At 43.1% G+C, this 24,617-nt stretch carries 17 protein-coding genes; 10 read left to right on the top strand and 7 right to left on the bottom strand.

Annotated features, from left to right (window positions below):
• Positions 1-14 precede the first annotated feature (14 nt).
• From R9C00_13055 to R9C00_13030, 6 genes are all read right to left on the bottom strand, one after another.
• The gene (locus R9C00_13055; GenBank protein ID WPO38384.1) at positions 15-1,430 is read right to left on the bottom strand and encodes a sulfatase-like hydrolase/transferase; all 1,416 of its coding nucleotides are present in this window, start codon (positions 1,428-1,430) and stop codon (positions 15-17) included.
• Positions 1,431-1,485: 55 nt separating this feature from the next.
• On the bottom strand, positions 1,486-3,837 hold the full coding sequence (locus tag R9C00_13050; GenBank protein WPO38383.1) for a glycoside hydrolase family 3 N-terminal domain-containing protein: 2,352 nt from the start codon (positions 3,835-3,837) through the stop codon (positions 1,486-1,488).
• A gap of 20 nt (positions 3,838-3,857) precedes the next feature.
• A complete protein-coding gene (locus R9C00_13045) occupies positions 3,858-5,144 on the bottom strand; it encodes a family 43 glycosylhydrolase (protein WPO38382.1) in 1,287 nt (428 codons plus the stop codon).
• Between the two features lie 6 nt (positions 5,145-5,150).
• A complete protein-coding gene (locus tag R9C00_13040) occupies positions 5,151-7,355 on the bottom strand; it encodes a glycoside hydrolase family 3 C-terminal domain-containing protein (protein WPO38381.1) in 2,205 nt (734 codons plus the stop codon).
• A 72-nt stretch (positions 7,356-7,427) separates the two neighbouring features.
• Positions 7,428-8,717, bottom strand: a complete 1,290-nt coding sequence (locus R9C00_13035; GenBank protein ID WPO38380.1) for a family 43 glycosylhydrolase — start codon at positions 8,715-8,717, stop codon at positions 7,428-7,430.
• Between the two features lie 42 nt (positions 8,718-8,759).
• Positions 8,760-11,435 (bottom strand): hypothetical protein, encoded by a 2,676-nt coding sequence (locus tag R9C00_13030; GenBank protein ID WPO38379.1) that lies wholly within the window; start codon positions 11,433-11,435, stop codon positions 8,760-8,762.
• Between the two features lie 329 nt (positions 11,436-11,764).
• On the opposite strand from R9C00_13030, the gene R9C00_13025 reads away from it, so the two are divergent.
• From R9C00_13025 to R9C00_12980, 10 genes are all read left to right on the top strand, one after another.
• On the top strand, positions 11,765-13,243 hold the full coding sequence (locus tag R9C00_13025) for a hypothetical protein (protein ID WPO38378.1): 1,479 nt from the start codon (positions 11,765-11,767) through the stop codon (positions 13,241-13,243).
• 131 nt (positions 13,244-13,374) lie between these two features.
• The gene (gene nuoK / locus R9C00_13020; GenBank protein WPO38377.1) at positions 13,375-13,677 is read left to right on the top strand and encodes an NADH-quinone oxidoreductase subunit NuoK; all 303 of its coding nucleotides are present in this window, start codon (positions 13,375-13,377) and stop codon (positions 13,675-13,677) included.
• Positions 13,678-13,697: 20 nt separating this feature from the next.
• Entirely contained in the window at positions 13,698-15,782 is a 2,085-nt protein-coding gene (gene nuoL, locus R9C00_13015; GenBank protein WPO38376.1) for an NADH-quinone oxidoreductase subunit L, read from the top strand.
• A gap of 170 nt (positions 15,783-15,952) precedes the next feature.
• A complete protein-coding gene (locus R9C00_13010; GenBank protein WPO38375.1) occupies positions 15,953-17,752 on the top strand; it encodes an NADH-quinone oxidoreductase subunit M in 1,800 nt (599 codons plus the stop codon).
• Between the two features lie 125 nt (positions 17,753-17,877).
• Positions 17,878-19,326, top strand: coding sequence for an NADH-quinone oxidoreductase subunit N (locus tag R9C00_13005; protein WPO38374.1), 1,449 nt, complete (start codon positions 17,878-17,880; stop codon positions 19,324-19,326).
• A gap of 270 nt (positions 19,327-19,596) precedes the next feature.
• The gene (locus R9C00_13000; GenBank protein WPO38373.1) at positions 19,597-20,034 is read left to right on the top strand and encodes a MarR family transcriptional regulator; all 438 of its coding nucleotides are present in this window, start codon (positions 19,597-19,599) and stop codon (positions 20,032-20,034) included.
• A gap of 33 nt (positions 20,035-20,067) precedes the next feature.
• The gene (locus R9C00_12995; GenBank protein ID WPO38372.1) at positions 20,068-21,324 is read left to right on the top strand and encodes a multidrug effflux MFS transporter; all 1,257 of its coding nucleotides are present in this window, start codon (positions 20,068-20,070) and stop codon (positions 21,322-21,324) included.
• Positions 21,325-21,739: 415 nt separating this feature from the next.
• Entirely contained in the window at positions 21,740-22,150 is a 411-nt protein-coding gene (locus R9C00_12990; GenBank protein ID WPO38371.1) for a hypothetical protein, read from the top strand.
• Positions 22,151-22,156: 6 nt separating this feature from the next.
• On the top strand, positions 22,157-22,999 hold the full coding sequence (locus tag R9C00_12985; protein WPO38370.1) for a methyltransferase domain-containing protein: 843 nt from the start codon (positions 22,157-22,159) through the stop codon (positions 22,997-22,999).
• Positions 23,000-23,139: 140 nt separating this feature from the next.
• Positions 23,140-23,403, top strand: a complete 264-nt coding sequence (locus R9C00_12980) for a SemiSWEET transporter (protein WPO38369.1) — start codon at positions 23,140-23,142, stop codon at positions 23,401-23,403.
• On the opposite strand, the gene R9C00_12975 is transcribed toward R9C00_12980, so the two are convergent.
• Positions 23,400-24,605, bottom strand: coding sequence for a potassium/proton antiporter (locus R9C00_12975; protein WPO38368.1), 1,206 nt, complete (start codon positions 24,603-24,605; stop codon positions 23,400-23,402). The genes R9C00_12980 and R9C00_12975 overlap by 4 nt on opposite strands.
• Positions 24,606-24,617: the final 12 nt, after the last annotated feature.

The raw sequence follows: 24,617 nt of genomic DNA, 5'->3' as shown, positions 1-24,617 counted from the left end.
GTTTAATCAGAATTCTAATCGAGCACCGGCGTTCTTTTCTCGTCCATCCGCTTCATGGCGTTTACTTCGTAGATCCGCTTAAGTTGCCAAAGCGGTCGCTCCAACTCCCCTTCCCACTCAAACAATAGCTTGAACATTTCTCTGACTTTTTCAGGATGTTCGTAAGCCAAGTTGTTATTTTCTTCTTCATCTTTGGCAATGTTGTACAGCTCTGCCGGTCGATCTGGAAAGCGGAGCATTTTCCAATCTCCTTTTCGGACAATCCCCCTATTTTCTTTTTTCCAAAAAAGGATTTCGTGAGGAGCTGACTTGTTTTCTCCAGTGACAAAAGGAAGGAGATCAACACCGTCTAATCCTTTTATTTTTGAAGCATTACCGCCAGCGGCGTTTACAAAAGTAGGAAGCATATCGAGCATACTCACCGGCTTATCGTAATGCGAGCCTTCTTCGATTACCGAAGGAAGTTTCATGATGCAAGGCACTCTTATTCCACCTTCAAGGTTGTTGGATTTACAACCGCTCAGAGGATAGTTGCAGGTGTGTGTTCCGTCAGGGCCTCCGTTGTCGTTGGAAAATACCACCAAGGTGTTTTCATCCAAACCATGCTCTTTCAGCTTTGCCAAGATCTGCCCACAAGCCCTGTCCATTGCAATGGTCATTGCTGCCAATATCTTACGCTTACCTGTAAGCCCTTCTACTTTCGCCAAATCTTCTTTTGTAGCATGCAATGGAGAATGAACCGCATTGAAAGAAACATACATGAAAAATGGTTTTTCTTTATTCCTATCTATAAAATCACAGGCTTCATCTGCCAGGTCATCGGTCAAGTATTTCTCTGGTTCTTTAAAGTTTCCAAAGCCTTTTTCCAACCTATCTTCGGGCTTATCAAATGCTTCTTTTTGTGTGAGGGGAAAGAAACTTCTTGCCCCGCCTCTAAAACCGTAAAACTCATCGAAGCCTCTCCTAAGCGGGTGGTACCTGTCCGCATTACCCATGTGCCATTTGCCCAATATAATAGACTGATAACCCAAAGGATTCAAGTAATCTGCAACGGTTTTCAGATTCAGCGGCAAGCCCATATCGTCGCCCATCAGCTTGGACGATGCACTCATGTAGCCGGGGACATTATTTTCCTCAAAGCCAAAGCGCTGCTGGTACATGCCCGTAAGTAAACCAGCCCTAGATGGACCACAAACCGCTGCCGTTGTATAAGCTTCTTTAAACACCATCCCTTCCGATGCTAATTGATCGAGATGGGGAGTCTTAAAAGTTTTGCTACCTTGGAAGCCGAAATCATGATACCCGGCATCGTCGGCAAACAGTAAAATGATGTTTGTTTTTTTCTGGGCAAACACCTCTTGAGGAGCAACAAATACAACAACAGCTAATATTCCAAGTGCCATTATATTTTTTAATGAATAATCGTTCATTATATTTATGTTTTTATTTTGTTATGGTAACATTATTTTTTATTTGAACATCATCTTATTTTGCCGAAGTAGTAGAGAAAAATACTTGACGTCCATTTTCCAGAAAAATATCTTGTCCTGTTAGCTCAACAGTACCGCTAAGCTTAATATCGGTACACGATGCCCCTACCTTGAATTCATATTTTCCAGCTTCTATCACCCATTCACCATTTATATATTGCGCCAATTGTTGGGGAGAAACTTCAAAAGTGACTTTTTCCTCTTCTCCAGCCTTGAGTGGTACCCGTTGAAAACCTTTTAGTTGGATAGGTTTCATGCCAGACGTCTTTTCAATTGGGGAAACGTATAGTTGAACAACTTCAGCTCCATCCATTTTTCCCGTATTTCTCACAGTAAAAGAAATTGAAAACCGGTCGTCGGTAACCTTTGCTTGAGGTTGCATTTCCAAGTTTCCGTATTCGTAAGTGGTATAGGACAAGCCAAACCCAAAAGGATATTGGGGAGCAATATCAGGGTAACCATTTTGGTAATTGATCTCCACTTCTTCTTCGGTACTTGGATAAGACACACATAATTTGCCCGATGGGTTCACGTTGCCCAGTAGTACATCGGCTATAGCATTGCCTCCTTCTTCGCCAGGAAACCATCCTTGAACAACGGCAGCACATTTGCCTTCAATGGCACTGATTACCTGTTGCCTGCCGCTTAAGATTACTAGAACAACTGGCTTACCCGTTTCAATTAGTTTCTCAACAAACGCTTCTTGCTCTCCGGGCAAACGGATACCTTTTCTCCAACGCCCTTCTCCGTTGAGGTAAAGATTTTCGCCCATTACGGCAATCACTACATCGCTTTCCTTGGCAATCTTCAGCGCATTTTGCAAGTCGGGCTGAGGCAAGTCTTTGATAGTAAGTAGTTTTAACTGTTCTACTCGGCTGTCGCCAAATGTTTTTGTATCTATTTTGGCTTCAAGCGCAGCACTCCAATCGCAACCTCTTTCGTGTTGCAATTTCACTTTTCTGCCAAGCTTTTGCTCCAAACCTTCCTTCACTGTAACCAATTTGGGGTTGTTTTGGTCAAATTCAGCTTGCTTCCAAAAAGCCCTCATTCCTTGGTAGGTATAATCGCCCAAAAGTCCGTGTACAGTGGCTGCGTTTGGTCCTACAAGAGCTATTTTTTTTACATTTTTCTTTAGTGGAAGAACACCATTGTTCTTAAGCAACACGATGGATTGGGCAGCCGTTTTGTACGCTAATTCCCTATTGGCAGGAGGGTCAAAATCTAAATCTCCATCTACACCAATTTGAGGATGTTCATCGAGCAAGCCTAATTTGGCTTTCATGGTCAGCGAACGTCTTACCGCAGTATTTATCTGCTCTTCAGTCACTAAGCCTTCTTCAAGTGCCTTTGGCAAAAGGGGAAATGCCGTAGGTGAGGATAATTCGATGTCCAAGCCTGCATTCAGCGCCATGGCACCTGCAGTCATCAAGTCGGGCGCTCTTTTGTATTTTTTGAATACTTGAGTAATGGCGCCGTAGTCGCTCACCACCAGCCCATCAAATCCTATATCCTTCCGAAGCATTTGCGTGAGCATAGTGGGGTTCACCGAAATAGGGAGCGCTTTGTAGACCCCATACGAAGGCATGACGCTTTTTGCCCCAGCTACCTTTATACACGCTTCGTGTGGCATGAGGTATTCTTCGTACAAGACCTTTTCGCTGTTGTTTTTTGTGCCGTACCCCGCAAAGTGCTTAACTGTGGCTGCAACTCCTGTTCTGAAATCGTCACCTTGCAAGCCTTTAACAAATGCAACTCCCATGCGCGAAGTCAAATAAGCATCCTCGCCATAGCTCTCTTGGTGGCGGTTCCAGTGCGCTGTTCGGCTAAGGTCGAGCATAGGCGACAGGGCAAAGGTAGCTCCTGCAGCCCGCATACTCTTTCGAGTTGAAGCAGTATTTTGCGATACCAACTCAGGATTCCAAGTGCAACCTACGCCTATTTGCTGGGGAAAAGTAGTAGCTCCCAAAGTGGTAAAACCGGTAATGGCCTCTTCATGGAAAATTGCTGGAACTTTTAACCTTGTTTCGGTCATGAGGTAGTGTTGTACTTCCCTCACCAAATCCCTCAACTCTTCTGGGGAAAGATTTTGACCAGTAGAAAACTGGCAAAAATGACCTATACCATGTGGAATGTGTTCCCTGCATTTTTCTATGGAAACTTTTCCATCTACCATGATTTCTCTAAGCCGAGTGCCCGTAATTTGCGCCAGCTTTTCTTCCATGGTCATTTTTGCCAGCAATGCATCTACTTTGGCGTCAATTTCGGGAGTTGAGAACTCTGGCGTCTGCCCATAAGCAACAATTACCAGGTTAAAAATGATGAATAAAAAATAGTTGAAAACTTTCATATCAATAGTTTAAGGAAGTCTTATTTGGGAAGCCCTTCACGTTTTTTTCTTAATCCGCCCAGACCTTGTTTGAAATATACTTCAGGTCGATGCCAAACACCTGTGCTTTTAAGCCAAGGCTCGTGGGTGTCCAAACTCAAATCGCAGTCGAATCTTGCTATGATGGAATGTTTGTTTTCACGGGTAGTTCCTGCATTGATGAAATGGCAAACTCCCCAAGTGATTCCTTTGCCATAATCCGTTCCCGTAAAGGCATCGGGCGTGAATGCCCCAGCGGCAGTCGGTGTAAGCTCCACCACAGCAGCAATATTGAAATTCACTCCATCTTCGGCGTATTGCATGGTTTCGTGCTCGTTCCCATCTTTGATGACTAATGCGGCAATTCCTTCTTTGAATGGAAAATACGTTGTCTCGTGACCGGAATTCAGCACAGGGTTCAATGGGTGTTTTTCAAATGGACCCATAGGATTATCGGCAATGGCTAAGCCGTGACCAACAGCATATTTGTCTCGTTTGTCAGGCCACTTGTTGTATGCGGCTTTGTAGTACAAGTAGATTTTTCCTTTATAAATAATTGGGTGCGGATCTTGCGTTTGGTCTTGGTCCCACTCTCCTTTTTTGCCAAAAGGAACAACGGGTTTGCCCACATGCGTCCAAGGTCCGTCAGGCGAGTCGGCATAAGCCATAGAAATCGGGCACCAATCGCCACGAGTACCACTTGGCTCGTTGAACGCTTGAAAATAGAGATAATATTTCCCTTCCCAGATCAAGATATCCGGTGTAGCGATAGACCTCCAACCTAGTGCAGGTTTTTCTGGTCGAGCCACTGCGATGCCCTGTTCTTCCCAAGTAAAGCCGTCTTCACTCGTAGCATACCACAAATCGCACAAATCCCAATCGGTGGAAGGGATTTCATCAGTAGCCTGATCGGCATTGCTTGCACCAACTGGCGGTACTTTTGTGTGCCGCTTGGTGTACCACATGTAATACTTCCCATTCACGAACACGGGGCGTGAAGGGTCTCGGCGTGTGATAGTGCCGTCGCCGCCGTTGTAATCCAACCCTTCCAATTTGGTATATTTGAAAAGCGAATACAATTCATTGTCCTGCACACGCGGAGCTGGGTAGTCGAACATGCGCTCTGCAGCAGCACTCATTGGAAAGTCGGGCTTTTCCTCTGGCATTTTGTGAGGAAATACCTGAGGTTCTACAGTTTTTGGGATTTCTTGCTTTTGAGGTTCTGTACATGAAAAAAACACCAGTACGATCAATCCTGTTAGTGTGAAGTTCTTTATATAAGTTGACATGGCTTATTATTTTAAGGTGATGATTTCTTCTTGCGGAACAGCAGCTCCTAGTTTTACACTTAATTCTCCTGGCGAAGAATTTCCAACTATGATTTTGTATTCTCCTTTTCTCCACACTTTTTCGCCTTCCTCGTTGACCACTTTTAAGGATTCAGGGTCCAAGGAAAACCCTATTGATTTCTTCTCACCTTTTTTCAAAGGAACACGCTCAAAAGCTTTCAAACTTTTCAAAGGGATTCCACCTGTGGTGTCCGTTGGGCAAACGTAAAGTTGCACTACTTCATCAATATCGTATTCGCCTGTGTTTGCTATTTCTACCTGAACTTCTAGCGATTGGGTTTTCTTTAGTTTTTCAGCACTGAGAGTCAAGTTGCTGATTTCAGCTGTAGAATAAGTTAATCCGAAGCCAAAGGGGAACATTGGTTCTTCGGTCATGTATTTGTAGGTGCGTCCTTGCATGGAATAATCTTCGTATGGAGGAAGCTGGGCTATATTTTTTGGGAAGGTGATTGGTAGTTTTCCAGAAGGGGAAATATCGCCAAACAGCACATCGGCAACGGCATTGCCCCCTTGCTCGCCCGGATACCAAATTTGCAGCACTGCCTCGCAGTCTTCTTCAATTCCTTCGAGCGAAACGGGACTACCGCTGGCTACTACCAAAATCAATGGTCCTTTTTTCTTTTCAATGATTTGCTTCACATAATTAATTTGATTGGCAGGCAGTTTCAAATCCCTTTTGTCTCCTATATCCGACGAAGCTATTGCATCCACTTCTTCTCCTTCCCTGTCCGCCGTGAGACCTACCACACAAATAGTAACATCCGATTCGCCAGCAACAAATGGCGCCCAGTTTTTAGGATTGATATTGTCGTGGAAAGGGAGTGCGCCACTACGGTAATTCAAAGAAGTCCCCAAGGAAACTGCATCAGCAATCCCTTCTAAAATGGTCACTATATTGGTGCTTATGCCATAGTAACTCCCCATGAGCATGTCATTTGAGTTGGCAAAAGGGCCAGTTACATACGGGACTTTGATATCTTTTGGAAGGGGAAGAATATTGTTTTTGTTCTTAAGCAAAACAATCGACTTCTGAGCAGCTTCACGCGCCAAGGCTACATGCTCATCACTGTGGATATTGTCTCCGCTAACTTTGAAATAAGGGTGGTCTACGTCCTTGTCAAACATGCCTAATCGGAAACGAGTCTTAAAAAGTTGCTTGGTTCTTTCGTGAATCAGCTCTTCCGTTACCAAGCCTTGTTTCAGAGCTTCTACAAGCCTTTTATAAGTTTTCCCACAGTTAAGATTAGTTCCAGCTTTTAGGGAAACAGCAGCAGCTTCGGCTGGAGTTTTTGCATAGTTGAGTTTAGCCGTCACCCCACTTATTGCCCCGCAGTCGGATGTGACGTAGCCGTCAAAACCCCACTGGTTATGCAAAATATCTTGCAAAAGAAAAGGACTCGCAGCAGATGGGATTCCATAAACCGCATTGTATGCTGCCATGACACCTTCAACCTTGGCTTCGGTCACCAATGCCTCAAAGGCTGGCAAATAGGTTTCGTGCAAATCTTGTTTGTTGGGAATGGCGTTGAATGTATGCCTAACCTCCTCAGGGCCTGAATGCACGGCAAAGTGCTTGGCGCAGGCGGCGGATTTCAAATAGGTCGGGTCGTTTCCCTGCAAGCCTTTTACAAATGCTACTCCTATTTTCGACATCAAAAATGGGTCTTCGCCATAGGTCTCTTGACCACGCCCCCAGCGAGGATCACGGAAAATATTGACATTTGGTGTCCAGAAGGTCAGTCCAGCATATTTGCTATGGTTTCCCATTTTTTGGGAAATAATGTATTTAGCCCTTGCCTCAGTCGAAATTGCAGAAGCTACCCTTTCTGCCAATTCCGGGTCAAAAGTTGCCCCCATTCCTATTCCTTGGGGGAAAATAGTCGCTTTCCCATTTCGGGCGATCCCGTGGAGGGCTTCGTTCCACCAATCGTAATCGGGCACGCTAAGCCGAGGGATGGCTGCTGCACCATTGGTCAATTGGCTAATTTTTTCCTCCACTGTCATTTGAGAGACTAGGATCTCCACTCGTTCTTCGAGGGGAAGACTGTTATCGAAAAAGGTAAAATCCACCTCTTGTGCATGAACTACTATTGAGAACAGAATTAGTGGCAGGACAGTGATAAGCTTGTGGTTTAGAAGGCTTTTTTTCATTTTTTTATCGTAATTCATTCAAAAAATCTATTGGCTATTTTAAAAGAGAATAAATATTTATTCTCTATCTCATTACTCCAATCCCTTATTTTGTTCCTCAATTCGCTCCTGTTGCTTCTTGCTCAAGCCTTGGCGGAAATAGACATCTGGCTTATGGTTTACGCGGTGCTGTTTCATCTCAGGATCGTGGATATCTCTGCTCAAATCGCAATCGAACCGAACCAGTTTTGAATTAAACTTGCTCCAATCACCCGTTGTATTTATAAAGTGTGCCAATCCCCAAGTGATCCCCCGACCATCTTTGGTATTGGTAAAAGCATCTGGCACGTAAGGCGCAGCAGCATAAGGCATCAGTTCAGTGATAGAAGCAATTTCAAAATTCACCCAGTCCTTTGCATATTGGATAGTGTTGTGCTCAGGGCCGTCTTTATACACCAAAGCTGCTACCCCTTCTTTAAATGGAAACAGGGAAGTTTCATGCCCTGAGGTGATTAGCGGGTTCAATGGATGCTTGGTAAATGGCCCTAATGGATTGTCGGCAATCGCTAAGCCTTGCATACGTACCAAATGTGGTTTTTTACCAAAATCAGATTTGTAGTAAATATATACTTTGCCATCGTGCACCAAAGGATAAGGATCGTGGATGGAAAACTGGTCCCATTCGCCTTCTGCTCCGTTTGGAATGACAATTTTATTGTAGGGCGTCCAAGGTCCTTCTGGAGAATCGGCATAAGAAACAGCTACCGGACAATCGTCACCACGCTTGCCGCTGGCTTCCATAAAGCCTTGGTAATACAAATAGAACTTTCCTTCCCATTCTAAGATATCGGTCGTGGTTACCGATCGCCAGCCTACCAAGGGTTTTTCAGGACGCTTAATGGCCACGCCTTGTTCTTTCCAAGTAAAGCCATCGGCAGAAGTAGCATACCAAATTTCCGACAAGTCCCAGTCAGACGAAGGAATCAAATCTGTCGACTTTTCTGCACCTTGAGGAGGTGTTGGAGTATTCCGATAAGTGTACCATACGTAGTATTTCCCATTGTGCCGAATGATTTTCGAAGGATCTCTTCTGGTAATGGTTCCATCGTAACCGTTGTAATCAAAGCCTTTCAGCTCGGTGTATTTGAATTGGCTAAACAGCTCGTTGTTTTGAGGTTGCGGAGCTTCATAATCCGTATAAATCCGCTCCATGGCCGCACTCATTGGGCGGTTCGGTTTTTCGGCAGGCATTTCAAACGGGAATGCGCCTGTAACTTCGGCTTCGAGCTTCGCTTCAAGCTCAGCTTTCTTTTCTGATTGTGAGCACGATACCACGGCAAAAGCGATAAAAATCAGTAATGCAATTTTTTGTAATTTCTTCATTTCTTCATTTCTTCATTTCTTCATTTTTTCAATGTATTATATTTAGTTCTTCATCCACCCTTTTTCAGTACCATTGAGGTAAGCCACAAACCAACCGCATCCCCACGAGGCACGCCAAAGTACATCTTCATTATAGGGATCAGGTTTTACATCCACTATTTTGTCTGGCTGCCCTAGCCCTTTGTTTATTTTTTTCCAACTTTCACCCTCATCCATTGAAAGATAAATACCGGGGTTTGCAAATTCATGAGCCATGCTCACGGCTTGGCCAGCGGCACTTATCACAATGAGTTTTGGATTAACCGGCGATGTTTCTGCTTGCCAAACCCATGGCGCTTTAAATATCTGCTCCCAATTTTGTCCGTCGTCTTTGCTTCGCCAAACCCCTCCTTCTTCGTACGAGCCTGTACGCCTGCCCGTACTTATCAGTATTTCTTTGGTATTTCTATCAATAAAAACATTATTCACTGCTTTGATAACCGATGGGATTTCCACTTTCTCCCAGACATCTCCTTTGTTGGTTGTTTTGAACAAACCACCATTGTTGTCGTTTAGCGCGGCATAGATAATTTCTGGATTATCGGGATGAAAAACAATTCTTCTCACACTTGATTTTTCATGAAATCCGTTATTGCTCAATTCCCAAGTATAACCACCATCAGACGAGCGATAAAACCCATATCCACCTTTGGTCAACTCTTGCGCTTTGCCACCTCCCACTTCAGAAATCTTATGAAAAGTGGAGCAGAAATACATATTATCAGGATTTACTGGATCGATAATCAATGAATTCTGTGGAGCAACACCTTGCCAAGAATTGTTTGCCGCGTCAAAAATGGTGGCGATATTTTCCCATGTTTTGCCCCCATCGGTTGTTTTGCGGAGTTTCCCCCTGTGCTCTTGACGCCAGCTTAAGAAATAAATAGTATTCGGATCTTTTGGGTGAACCGCAACTGTGGAAATGGAATGCGCTCCATGCCTGCCTTTGCCATCATGGACTTGCCCTTCGATTTGTTCTACGGCAACTGCTTGTTTCTCGGGCCAGCCGTCTAGGTCAGTGGTTTGCCAAAGGCCGTGCTCTCCGCTGCACAACAGCCTTCTGCCCAAGATTCCTGTTTCGTGCAACATAAACCTGCCGGGCAAATTGCTCCCTCCTCGCCCTATCCATTTCCCACTCCCGGGCGATGTTTCATAGTCGTCTACCTGTTTCCAAGACTTTCCATTATCAGTCGATTTCAGGGTTTGTTGATCTATTCCTATAAACACTTGACCAATGGAATTGATAACCAAAGTCCGGTTGCCAGATGTTGCATTAGATGCATCCATGTATGATTGTAGGTGGGCAAACTCTACGTTTGTACCAACTGGACTATTTCTCTTTTTCCAATATTCTAAATCCTTTCCACTTTTCCAATAAGCTCCTTGGCGTGCACACACAAACCAAGTTTTGCCTCCGTCCTCAGTTTTCCAGACATCTCCAGGTCCAAAAGTAAAATCATGCTTTTTGTTGTATGTCACATAAATTTCATCCTTGTCCAGTGGATTGACAACTATGCGGTTATAGACTGGAAGGGTTTCTTTAGGAAGTTGTGTGAACTTGGCTTTTGATTCTTTCTTTGAGATACCAAACCAATAGCCCATGGTTTTGTGAAAGCGGTCGATTTCTGCTGGAAAAGTGATGGCGTTCAAGTCAAAATAAAGGTTGCCGGTAATACTTTCCCAACTTACCCCTCCATCTGTACTTTTATATGCTCCACCTTTAGCTGCTACCGTATTCTCCTTCTCTTCATAGACTGTTTGCTCTACAAGATAAAGTTCAAACTCACCAGTTTGCTTGTTGTGATAAGAAGTCAAATCTCGGGGCAAGTTATTTGGCAGGCCTGAGGCACTGATTTTCCAAGACATGCCTCCATCCCCGCTGATCATCAGCCCATCGTTGGTCGCCATAATCACGCTATCTGCATGATTTGGGTTGACTATGATCTTTCCTACCTCCGTATTTTCAGGAAGTCCGCTGGTTATTTTCGTCCAAGTTTCTCCCTTGTCAGTTGTTTTCCAAATATACCCGTAAGCGGCATATTTGAGCTGAACACCGTTTGGCTGGGCAGCAGATCGATGGTTACTCTTTACATTCCAAAAATCACCCGCACCCACATACCATATTTTATCATTTGTAGGATCTAAGGCCAATTCACTGTGCCGAGTCCCTTTTTGCTCGTAATACCAACCCTTGGCAAATGACTTTGGGTCGTTTGGATCAATTCCAATATCCTTATAACTTTTCCCGAACTCACCTGTCCTATTCCAGCTTCTTCCTCGGTCGGTCGTTTCATATATCCAACCATTCCAATCAATGGACATTCCGTAATCAGGATTTTGGAGAGAAAATTCAATGTCTAACACTCGCTTCATATCCTGCCCCATCCCGTCCGAATCTTTAATGGTATGCCAAGATTTTCCATTGTCCCAAGTACCAAAACTCACGTGCATATCAGGTCCCATGAACATCACATTGGTATCAGTTGGGTGACACCAAAACTCTTCGCAGTAACCAGACATTCCCGGACCGAAGTTTTTCCATTCTACGGAGGGGTCAGAGATTATCTTTTCATTTTTTACTTGGAGGAAGAAATCTTTTGTTTCTTGATGTGAAGCTTGCTGACAACCAACCAATCCGAACAGGATATACAGTTGGGCAATTAGTACAGTTCTTTTCATTTTGTGGTATCTGTGAAGTTGTATGCATGAAAAATATCAAGCATAATATTTATAGTGCTTTAAAATTGGCGATACCATCCTTCATTTCTCTATTTTTTACTATTCTATAACTATTCAAAACGAAGTCCCCAATAGTCAAATACTAGACAAGCTATTTTCAGCATATAGATTTTATACTGATTTTAAGCCACTTATGCTATATTCCAAGTATTCAAAAAACTGTTACCCCTATTCCATTTCTATCAATAGATTATATTTGGCACATGGTGGTTATTAAATCAATAAGGTATTCAGTCTTAATTTTTTTCTGCGTCATTTCAAGTCATACTATGTATGGTATTGATAAGGGCATGGTTCCTAAGCAAACCAAAACACATGAAGAGCTTACCAAAGAACACCAAAGTGCCCTTGTAAACAAGGATACTTTGGCTATAGTAAAGTGCTTGATAGATCTTGCCCAAATAGAAAGGTACCGAGGCGATTATGACCTTGCATTCGACAGGCTTTGGGATGCTCTACTTATTGCGGAAAAACAACAATTGGACAATCAACTAATCACCATTTATAGAGGGCTTGGAATATTGTATGATATTTACGAGAAGGACTCCTTAGCCTTACAGCATTTATACACTTCTTTAAGTTTGTCGAAAGAACTGGCTATAGACAAACCTTACACCAAACACCAGGTGGTTTCAAGTTATTTTTCCATTGCTACATTTTGGAGAGATCGAAAAAATTATGAGGAAGCATTGGTGTATTTAGATTCATGTACGATTATTTTTGATCCCCCAAGAATCCTTCCCTATATATTGGCAGATAGGGGCTTTTGCAATTTGCAACTAGAAAACCTTGCAGAGGCAGAAAAACTCCTTTTTAGGGCACAGCACCACCTCGTTAATATGAATGCCCCTTATGTAGTGGCAAACTTGTCGTTTATAGGCGACCTGAAAAAAGAGCAATTTCAATACGATAGCGCATTGGTATATTACAACAAAAGTCTCCAGTTAATGGACGAAAGAAATGTCCATTTGGAGTTTAAGCCAGACCTACTCGAAAAAATAAGTGAAATCTATACGATAAAAGGAGAATGCCTGAAAGCCGTAAGCAGCATGAAGGAATCCAAAAAGAGTTTCGAACAATTATTTAGCACAAGCAGCAAGAGCAGCCAACGCTTATTCGAAATCAAAAACAAATACAAAGCTGAGATAACCGAAAATCAAAAATTGATTGAACGCCAAGAGAGCCTTATTGAACAAAAAAACGAGGAATTATTCCGGCTTTTTCTATTATTTGGACTTACTCTTATCATCTTCATCAGTGTGTACCTTTTGTATTACCAGCGCAACAAGATCAAAAAACTCTCATTGGTAGGTGAGCTTGACAGAGCTAAAAACAAGGCGGTATTAGAAATCAAAAGCAAGGAGCTGACATCCTATGCCATAAAGATGATAGAAATGGAGGATGCAGTGAACGCAATTTTGGATGTGGTAAAAAAATCCCATCCCGAAAACTATCAGCTACTTAAAAAAAAATATGCTAAAGGGACAAACAATTCCTGGGAAGAATTTAACAGGCGATTTGTAGAGGTCAACAATGATTTTTATTCTACTTTGTGCAAAAAACACCCTAATTTATCTTCCACAGAGCTAAAACACTGTGCCCTTATCAAGCTCAACTTGAACAGCCACGAAATGGCTAAAATATTGAACATTTCACTCCAAAGCGTGCATACTTCCCGCTACAGGATTCGCAAAAAAATGGGACTTCCCTCTAATTCGAGCCTCACCATCTATATTGGTTCTATTTAAGTCACGAGTCTATTTGACGAGGTCGGAAAGCGATTTTCACGTTCTTTGAAATCAATTCTACTGCTAAACAGGCTTAATTCCATATTTCATTTATATTTGCCCAATCTTTGGCAAACAATAAATACTGATCGATGATACCTCTTCAACATTTTCTTTTACTGAGTGCGGCCCTATTTTCCATAGGTGTGGCTATTGTGCTCGTGAAAAAGAATGCGATTGTGGTATTGATGGGGATTGAGCTAATGCTAAATGCCGCTAACATTAACCTAGTGGCTTTCAGCAAGTACGACCCCTCTATCAACGGTCAAATGTTTGCCCTGTTCGTCATGATTGTGGCTGCTGCAGAAGCTGCCGTTGCCTTGGCGATTGTCCTGAAAGCGTATCATTATTATCGCTCTATTGAGCTAGATGACCTGAATAGCTTGAAGGATTGAAGCAATAGAATTGGATTTTTTTGAAAGAAGATAATACAGAGGGCTTACCCCTCGGAAACAAAATTACTAATCCGTTGGACCAACATTTTCTACCTGATCCCCACTTACCTCTTTGGGCAATAGTTGCAGCTATTTTGCCACTTGGCATTTTTCTGCCCAATATTTTGTGGGAAAGAAAAAAAGGATTCCCCGCCGACAAGCTCGCTTTTGCAGCCGTATTCATCAGTTTGCTTATTTCCCTCTATGCTTTTTTCCAAGTTTGGATGTTGGGCGAAGGAAAGGCTGAAATAGGCAGTAGCTTCGAATGGTTCAAGATTGGGGCAAAACCTTTTATTGTAAACATCCAGATTGACGGAATAAGCAGCATTATGCTCGTGGTGGTCACCTTGGTTTCCACGCTCGTGCATCTTTTCAGCATGGAGTACATGAAGGACGACGAAAACTACAACCGTTACTTCGCCTACCTCGGTTTGTTTACCTTTTCCATGCTCGGCTTGGTGCTTACTTCTAACCTTGCCATTATCTATATTTTCTGGGAATTAGTGGGACTTTCCTCCTACTTACTCATCGGCTTTTGGCAACACAAATCCACCGCCCGAAGAGCAGCTAAGAAAGCATTTCTACTAAACAGAATTGGCGATGCAGGATTCCTGATTGGGCTATTGGCACTCTACGCCACGTTCAACAGCTTAGAGCTTTCCGAAATTTTCCCACTGGTAGAAGCAGGGCAACTACCCGAAGGAACGATGGCGACCATTGCAGGTTTAGGATTGTTTTGCGGGGCAGTTGGCAAATCGGCGCAATTCCCACTTTCCGTTTGGCTGCCCGATGCCATGGAAGGTCCGACGCCCGTTTCAGCTTTGATCCACGCCGCCACTATGGTTGCTGCGGGAGTTTACCTTTTAGCAAGGGTGATGATTTTCTTCACTCCAGAAGTATTTGTCGTTATTTCCATCATTGGGGCAATTACCGCCTTCTTGGCAGCAGTCTCAGCTCTTTCCCAAACGGATATCAAAAAAGTATTAGCCTATTCCACCATTTCCCAATTGGGCTACATGGTGGCTGGAATTGGCTCAGGAGCAATGGATGCAGCCATGTTCCACTTGCTCACTCACGCATTTTTCAAGGCTGGACTTTTCCTTTCAGCAGGAGCGGTTATCCATGCCTTACACGTAGCAGCCCACGATTTGCACACCCATTTCGATGCGCAAGACATGCGCTTGATGGGAGGTTTGAGAAAGAAAATGCCCACGACCTTTTTGGCTTTTAGCATTGCTGGATTAGGTTTGGCAGGCTTGCCTTTGTTTTCAGGATTCTTATCGAAAGACGCCATCATTACGGCAAGTTTCGATATGGCTGCAAGTGGAAGCCCTCTCCTATTCATCGCACCTATTTTACTTTTAGTTTCCGCACTCATGACCGCTTTCTATGTGGGCAGGCAATTGCTATTGGTGTTTTTTGGAGAGAACAGATTGAAAAACGAATTTGAAAAAGCAAGCGAAGCGATCAAAGAAGTGCCGTTAAAAATGCTGTTCCCAATCGGGTTGCTCGCATTTCTCACCATCGGTTTTGTCTTTTCCCTCAATCCGCTGAACGCACACAGCAGCTGGTTCATGCACCCGTTCGATGTTGGTCATCACAGCCCCTTCCAATTGCTAACTGGAATTGTATCCTTCGCATTGGCCTCCACAGGCTTGTTCATCGCATGGTTGGTCTATGGGAATGGAAAATTATTGGCATTGAAAAACAGTCTTTTCCCCGAAGACAACTTTTGGCGAAAGCTTTCTTTCAACTTCTGGTATTTGGATAAAATATTTGAAATCCACCTCAAAAACGTGGTACTTTGGATAAGTAGAAAAACGGCAAAATTTGACCGAAGGGTCATTGATAAATCGGTAAACGATCTGGCAATTTTGCATGTGGTGACGGCACATGTAAGCGCATGGTTCGACCGCTTTTTTGTAGATGGATTGGTGAACGGCATTGTATTCATGACGGGAAAAGTAGGAAAATATACAAGTTCTATACAAGGAGGGAAAATTCAGTCCTACCTTGCATGGACCTTGTTTGGATTGATTTTTCTTTTGATATATTTTATAATTTGATACATGAAAAGGCACGAGCCAGAGGCGTCGCGCCAGCGTAAGCTTTTTTTTAGAACCTTTATAATGAAACAATAAATCAACGTCATTCCTCCGAAAGCAGGAATCTCCTACCAAAACCTAGAAATGTAACCTTTTGGGGAATAGGCAGGAGGTTCAGCATCAAATGCGGAATGACGGAGAAAAGCGATAAACGCTACTCGCTAGTAAAAGTATATAAAACACAAATGGAGCAAATCATACTTTCACTCATCATATTTTTACCCCTACCAGCAGCATTGTTGGTCTTGGCTTTGCCAGGCACTGCCGTGAAGGCATTCCGAGGCATCGCCCTGGTGGCAACCGGGCTGCAATTAGTGTTGGCTATTTTCGCCATGACCTTGCTCCAAACTGGAGAAAGCGCACCAACGGGCATCAACCAGTTGGAAAACTATCAGCTGGTCAAGCAGGCTGACTGGATAAATGTGGACTTGGGCAGCTTGGGAACGATCAAGATCGACTACCTTATTGGCTTGGACGGCATGAGTATCTCCATGATTTTGCTCACCGCCTTGGTCATGTTTATTGCCGCTATTTCTTCCTTTGAGATCAAAGAAAAAAGGAAAGGGTTTTATGCGCTATTCCTTCTGCTTAGCACCGCCATAATGGGATGCTTCGCTGCGCTCGATTTCTTCTTATTTTACCTCTTTTTCGAATTCATGTTGCTCCCCATGTATTTCCTCATCGGGATTTGGGGCGGGGCAAATCGCGAATATGCTTCCATCAAGTTTTTCATTTATACCCTCGCCGGTTCCATCCTCATCCTCATCGTGATGATTGGGCTTTATACCTCGGTGATTGACCCAGCGGCTACGGCGGTAAAAATGGGCTTGGCTTCCGCCGATACTCCAGTGGGCGGAGAGGTAATAAAACAGGTACAAGAAATGCTTTCGAGAGGGGAAATCTCTTCTGAGTATTTGGTAAAAACATTCAACATGACCGCCATGATGGACGGTGGGAATTTCATTCCCGACAGTATTTTCTTCAAAGGTTCTTTAGTAGGGCTATTGGGTGGAAATGCCCGTTTAATCGCATTCTTGCTGCTTTTCATAGGCTTCGCTATCAAGCTTCCTGCCGTGCCCGTGCATACATGGTTGCCAGATGCCCACGTGGAAGCACCTACTGCCATTTCGGTGGTGTTAGCAGGAATCCTCCTGAAAATAGGCGGGTACGGAATGCTTCGTATCGCCTACAGCATTTTCCCCGAAGGAGCAATTTACTATGCTTGGTGGATTGGGCTTTTTGGCGTCATCGCCATAGTCTATGCCGCATACATCGCCTTGGGCACGCATAATTTGAAAAGATTGATTGCCTACTCTTCCGTTTCCCACATGGGCTTTGTGATGCTCGGAATGGCATCTCTCACCACCGAGGGCATCAACGGAGCTATTTTCCAGATGTTCAGCCATGGAATTATTTCCGCCATGTTGTTCTTAATAGCTGGCGTGGTTTATTTGAGAAATAAGAATTTAGAAATAGAAAGTTACAAAGGGTTGATGGGTAAGATGCCCGTATATGGTGCGTTGACCGTCGTTGCCTTTTTTGCTTCGTTGGGCTTGCCAGGCTTCTCAGGTTTTGTAGCAGAGTTGTTTGTTTTCTTAGGTGGATTCAATTCGCATCAAGTGAACGGGCTTGTACCGATGTGGATGCCAGTAGTCGCAACTTTAGGATTGATCTTAGGTGCTGCCTATTACCTCTGGACACTGCAACGCATGTACTTGGGCAAGTTCTTCATCAAAGATGGACTCTCGGCAGAGAAAATGACCGATGTGGGCAGCAGGGAATTATTAATGCTAGTTCCCTTAGCCATTTTGGCTTTGCTCTTTGGGATTTTCCCCAACCTAGTGCTCGATACCATGAACAGCTCGGTGAGCTACTTTGTGGACTTCGTACAACAAACGGGAGCGGCAAATTTGGAAGTGATTGGGAAGTAGTAACAAAGGCACGAACCAGAGGTATCGCGCCAGCAAATAAAAAACATCTTATGCCACAAGCGAGGTGCCTGCAAAAGTAAGCAGTCCAAGCGGACGCTTGAACTAGTTAAGAATTAAGAAACAGAATGCTAGATATATCAAAAAAATTAGAGGGAATCATTGGAAGTATGGCTTGGGTTGCGCCCGAGCTTTGGCTAGTGCTGTTGCTTTCTTCTATTTTGGTGTTGGATTTGATTTTACTCAAAAAGGAGAACAAAACCAGCTTGCTCTACATCGCTATAGCAGGCTTGGTCGTAAGTTTGTTTTTCATCAACCAACCTGCGGAAGGCATTCCCGCTGATCTGTTTTTGGGCATGCTCGCTCCTAGCGCTACGGCTACTTTCTTCAAAAACATCTTCGTCCTTAGCGGAATTGCCACATTGCTGCTTACCCTGATGGGCAAAAAAGCCAAAAGCACGCCTGGCGAGTTTTTCGTTATTTTACTCGCCATTATTCTGGGCTTGAACCTGATGGTAATGGCAAGCAACCTGCTTATGGTCTATCTCGCCATCGAACTAGTTTCCATCAGCTCTTACACCCTAACCTTCTTCAAGTTCGATAAGAAATCGGCAGAGGGAAGCATGAAATACTTGCTATTTGGGGCAGTTTCTTCTGCTGTGATGCTTTACGGGATTTCCCTGCTCTACGGCATGAACGGCTCGCTCTCACTAAACATGGATTTATCTGCTACCAACCCAATGGTTTCTTTTGTGGCCTTAGCGCTCACCTTCGGAGGTTTGCTTTTCAAGATTTCTGCACCACCTTTCCACGTCTGGACGCCCGATGTGTACGAGTCTGCCCCCACTCCTTTGGCAGCGTTTTTTTCCGTTGCACCCAAAGCAGCGGGCATTGGCGTATTCATCAACCTGACCCAAAGCATTGCCAACTTCTCAGACCAAACCGCTTTGCTTAGCTTCTTGGCAATAGCCGCTGGCTTGAGCATGTTGATTGGGAACTTCTCCGCCATTTGGCAAAAGAACGCCAAGCGAATGCTGGCGTATTCGTCCATCGCCCATGCAGGCTTTTTGATGTTGGTTCTGTTTTCTTGGCAGTATTCGGGCAAGGAAGCGGTGTTGTTTTACATCGGCACTTATTTCCTCATGAACTTCGCAGCCTTTGGCTTGGTACATTTTGTGGAAGAACAAAAAGGTTCTGCCTTGTTCAACGCTATGAACGGCTTGGGAATGAGGTTGCCCTTCTTAGGCATCCTTATGATCATTGTGATGATCTCGTTGACAGGCTTGCCACCTACAGCAGGTTTCACCGCGAAGCTATTCATTTTCTCAGGCTTGTGGGAAGCCTATTCTGCCAGTGGAAATCAACTGTTGCTCACCCTGTTCATCTTCGGCTTAGCCAACACCTTGGTCGCCCTGTTCTATTACATTCGCATTCCTTTTGTAATGTTCTTCAAAAAAGAAGAGGGTAAAACCACGTTTCAACCAAGTATTTTTGAAATCCTTTTCTTGGCGATCCTTTCCCTTTCGCTACTAGCGATCTTCTTCCAGCCTAGTTGGTTGTTGGGGTTGGTTGGGTAACAGAAAAAGTCCCATATCGAGTCATTCGGTCCTGAGCTGGAATCTCTTTCCCACTATTTTCAAAGCTTGCTGATGCATTGGATGGAGATTCCTTGTCGAGCAAGGAATAATACTTTTTTACATTAGTTGGAACTACAACTAGTTTTGTCGAGTTATATCATTATTAAATACATTATTCGCATAAAACAAGTTGGAATACCAATTATCAAAACAAGTATTTTTACAAGTTAGTAACTATTGAAAATAGAAAAGGCTCACTCATTCACCATCATGAAACAGAACAAACAAAAATCTATCGGGCGGCTCATCAGCATGTTGCACCGAGCTTCTGCGGTTTTTTTCCAAAAAGAAGCAAAGCAAATGGAGCTTTCCCAGGGGCAGTTTAGGATTTTGAATTTTATTATGCACCACCATGGTAGCTCACAAAACAAAATTCAAGATTATTTCAACCTTGACCGTGGAACTGTTTCGGTGGTGATAAAAAGCTTAGAAAAAAACGGGTTCATCACCCGCAAAGCAGATGAAAAAGACAAAAGGGCTACGTGTATTTTCCCTACAAAAAAAGGCGAAGAAACATACCCAGCAATAAAGGAAGTACTGAACCAGTGGAATCATAACCTCCTAGAAGGGTTTTCTCCGGGGGAAAAACTATTAGCCTACGAGTTCCTTGAGCGAATGCTCAACAATATAAATCCAATTGAAGAGTGATACCCTTCGACATTTTAACAAAATACGAATTTTATGTCCATCAAAAGATCAAACAAATATTTTGTCCCAATTATGTCCATAGCAGTGGCTATTCTCGCCACTATGTCGCCTTTTGCTACCGACACCTACTTGGCTGCTATGCCAGAAATGGCGGAATTCTTTGGGGTACCCATTGGTAAAATCGAATTCACCATCACCCTTTATCTCTTAGGCTTTGCCTTGGGCAATTTTGTTGGCGGCCCTCTGTCCGATTCTTTCGGCAGAAAACCCATCGCCATCATAGGGGTGTCATTATACGGCATTAGCTCTATTCTAATGGCATTTACCACTGAGATAGAACAATTATGGGCCTTACGAATTATCCAAGCATTTGGCGGAGGTTTTGGCACGGTAACTTCCATGGTATTTGTCCGAGATTGGTTTGAGGGGAAGCAAATGGCTCGCATGGCCACAATCATTGGTATGATCATGATGGTTGCCCCTATGATTGCACCGATAATCGGCACATTTATCATCCATCAATCTGATTGGAAAGGAATCTTTTTCTTTTTAGCATTTTTTGCAACAGTCTTATTCATGGTGATCACATTAGTGCTGCCAGAGTCGAGGAAACCTGAACTGATAACTAAGCAATTGAACTCAAAACAGTTTTTTGGGAAATACATTCCTTTTTTCAAATCTAAAAAAGCGGTGCTGATGCTTTTTACTTTGGGATTCTCATCAGCAAGCTTGTTTGTCTTTGTTACAGGTTCATCATTCATGTACCTGACCTACTATGGTTTTTCAAAAACGATGTTTCCTATTCTGTTTGGGGCAAACATCGCCTTGAGCATAATTCTTTCTTTTTTGAATACAATACTGCTTAAATGGTTTGAACCTGAACAAATTTTGAGAACGGGAATTAACTTGCAACTATTGGCGGGTACAGTCATTGCCATTACTGTTTTGGTAGTTCCCCACCCTCCCATTTGGATCATATTTCCATCCATGGTCCTTCTGATTGGGACGCTGGGTTTGGTGTTTGGAAATGGAACGGCAATTATATTAAACTTGCTGCCAGAAATTAGTGGGTCAGCCAATGCTACTATTGGGGTAACCCGATTTGTGATCAGCTTTTTTTCCAGCTCCATCACGGCATTGTTCCACACTAACGACTTAGTGCCTATTGGGCTGACCATTTTTGGAAGTGTATTGCTCTCAAATATATTTGTGTTCTACTTCAGAAGAGTTCACAAACGGAGTAGTAGGAAAGACGTTTGTGGGCAACAAATAGCTTTGGGAAATGCTTAAAGCATTCAAGAAGGTGGGGATGAACCACCCCACCTTCTTGAAATTAGAATAACATCGTTAGCAGCGCAAAACAAGTGCACCAAGTACAACTCCCTTCAACAAATTATATAATAGCAGCGGGCAAAAACAGAAGGCTCCGAGCCTTTTTCCATCACTATTTCCAATGGTAATGTCACTCTTGTTTATATCAAGCGGCTCGCCATAGAGATATAAAAAGCATTTTGTTCGTTTTGATTTTCTTCAGCGCTTGCTTGAGGAATTTCTATCCGCTCCCCAATACTTATATTGCACTCATTAGCTTTGTTTGTTTTTATAACATGCTCTTTTGCCAATTTGAAATAGGCAAAAAGAGCGGAGGTATAGGATATATCTAATGTTGTAGTAGCGAAGAAGAATTTAAAATTGAGATTGGAACATGAAAAAAATTGAAAATAAACATGTAGAGCGTTATTTCGACCCTACAAATAATCTGATATATACTAAATGGTTCCCGAGCTCTGGGCAAATGAGTGGAGAAGATTACAAAAATATCCTGAGCGAATCTGTGGATATGATTGAGAAATGTAGGGCTGTTGGTTTATTGACAGATGCACTCGATATGCGCTTTGCCATCACACCTGAATTGCAAAATTGGACTGTCAACAATGTTTTACCCAGGATAGTTGCAGCTGGCTTGCTCAAACAAGCTGTCATTTTGCCCGAACTGCTTATTCCACAGTTGGCAGTAGAGCAAGTGTTTGAAGAAATAGAAGCAGCAGATACGGGATATATCTCAAGGTTTTTTTGCAATATTGAGGAGGCAAAAAAATGGTTAGGCGTGAAGTAAACATGTATGTTTTCAGCAAAAGAGGTAGGAGATTATTACGATCAAACTCACGTACATTATGAAAAGTGGTGGGGGTTGAGAAAAAACCTGTCCCTTCACTATGGGATATGGGATGAGAACACGCGTACTTTTGAAGAATCCCTGGCAAACACTAATGCTGTTTTGTTGGAAAAGGCTGGGATTCGAAAAGGGGACAATGTATTGGATGCGGGTTGCGGAGTAGGAGGTGCTGCTTTTTTTATCCACAAAGAAGTAGGGGCTAAAGTTACGGGGCTTTCCCTAAGTAAAAAGCAACTGGCTTTTGCCCAACGAACTGTCGCACATAGAGAGTTGGATGAAGTTTTGAACTTTCAGTTTATGGATTTTACCCAAACAACATTTCCTGCCGAGTCTTTCGATGTTGTTTGGGCTTGTGAATCTGTTTGCCATACTCCAGACAAAAATGATTTTATAAAGGAAGCATACCGTTTGTTAAAAAAAGGAGGAAGGCTTATCATGAGTGATTTTTTCCTTACAGAAGAAAGGCAAGAGGATAAGCATGAATGGATAACCAAATGGGGGAATACTTGGGGAGTGCCTAATTTTGTTTCGGCGTCATATTTTGCAAGTAAACTTGATGAAGCTGGTTTCAGCAAGGTTGATCTGTTCGATTATACTCGTAATATAAAAAAAAGTGCTCGACGAATGTATGCCGGTTCGCTTATGGGGGCAATCCCATCCGAATTATATAACCTTTTTCACCCAAGGGTAACCCGGTTTGCCAAGTCTCATTACAAATGTGGGTATTATCAGTACAAGGCTCTTCAAGAAGACCTTTGGAAGTATAAAGTAGTGCTAGCAGTGAAATAACTGTTTTGGCAATCTGCTTCACGATTAGTTTTTCTGACAACAATCAATTGAAAAAAGATTAGTTTTGCAGGTCTTTATTCGGGCTTACCCTCTTGATAGCGAGAAGGTTTGTCTAATGTCTTTTAACCTAACATTGTAAGATGGAGAATTTTGGAATTATTGCAGCAGTTTTGACAACCGGGGCTTATTTGCCACAAGCACTCAAAACCATTAAGACGGGTAATACGGAAAGCCTTAGCCTTACCACGTTTTCAATGATGTTTATTGGAACAATTTGCTGGAGTACCTATGGGCTTTATATTGGAGACGTCCCCTTGTTAATTGCCAATGTGATTACCACTGCTCTTTCGGGGGTGATTTTGACAATGAAAGTTCGCTCGAAAATAGCCAAAAGACAGGTTTAGTCCTCTTCGTCTATTAGCTTGAACTTTCTGGCAAGAGGCGCAAGCAAACTGCCTTGGATAAAGATAGAAAAGACAACAACGAAGAAGACCATATCGAAAAGAATATGCGCTCCTTCAATTCCTGCCAGTATGGGCATGAAGGCAAATACAATTGGTGTAGCGCCTTTTAGCCCAATGAGGGAAATGAATAGCTTTTTGCCTAAGGGCACTTTTCTGAAAGGAAGATAGCTGATTAGTACTCCGATTGGTCGGGCAATAACAATCAGCAACAAGGCGGGTAAGAGGGCAATCCAAAAGTCATCGATTAATTTATTGGGGGCAAGTTGCAAGCCTAAAAAGAGATACATGGTCACTTGCCCCAGCCAAGAGAAAGAATGGAAAAATGTATCACTCAATTGCCTTCCTTGAAATTCTTTATTTCCTAATACAACCCCAAATACATAGGCTGCGATAAGCATGTTTCCACCAAGCAAATCAATTCCAAACACGGTTATCATCAAGATTGCAATGATGAATATAGGGACGCTGCCTCGCTCTTGCAAGGTGATTTTTTGCAATAACTTACCAACTCCTGTAGCCATTGCCCAACCGCCTAGCCCACCGAGGGTGAGTTGTTTGAAAAACAAGAATACATAATAGAAATAAGATACTTCTGCACCTTCTTTGCTGGAAAGGATCAGTGTAAAAACCGTCACGAGGATGAGTGCCATAGGGTCATTGGTAGCAGATTCAAATTCGAGGATGGTATCGGTTCTGTGTCGGAACTTTATATTTTTAGATTCGATGATAGAGAAAACCGAAGCCGCATCTGTAGAAGATGCGATTGCCCCAAAAAGTATGGAAATCAATAAGGGCAACCCAGTTACCCAATGGGTAATAAACCCTATGGTTATGGCGGTGATGAGAACCCCTACAGTGGACAAAACAATTCCTTCTTTAAATGCTCCTTTGATTTTTTCCATAGGGCTTTGAAAGCCTCCAGAAAAGATAATAAGGTTGAGGGCAAGTGAGCTAATAAAACTGGTAAATTCTGGAAAATCGAAAACGGGCAACCCTCCTTCTCCATTTCCCAAAGCAAGCCCTATTCCCATAAAAATCACCAAACTTGGAATACCCAAAAATTTGGCTGGATTGTAGATCAATATCCCAAAAGCCACCAAAAATGAAAAAAGGATAATGATCAATTCTATGGTTACGTCCATTTCTTTTATAAA

This window comes from Flammeovirgaceae bacterium SG7u.111, from assembly GCA_034044135.1.
In the GTDB taxonomy this organism is placed as follows: domain Bacteria; phylum Bacteroidota; class Bacteroidia; order Cytophagales; family Flammeovirgaceae.
Note: the sequence above shows the minus strand (reverse complement) of the source record. Positions and strands in the feature narration are given on the sequence as shown.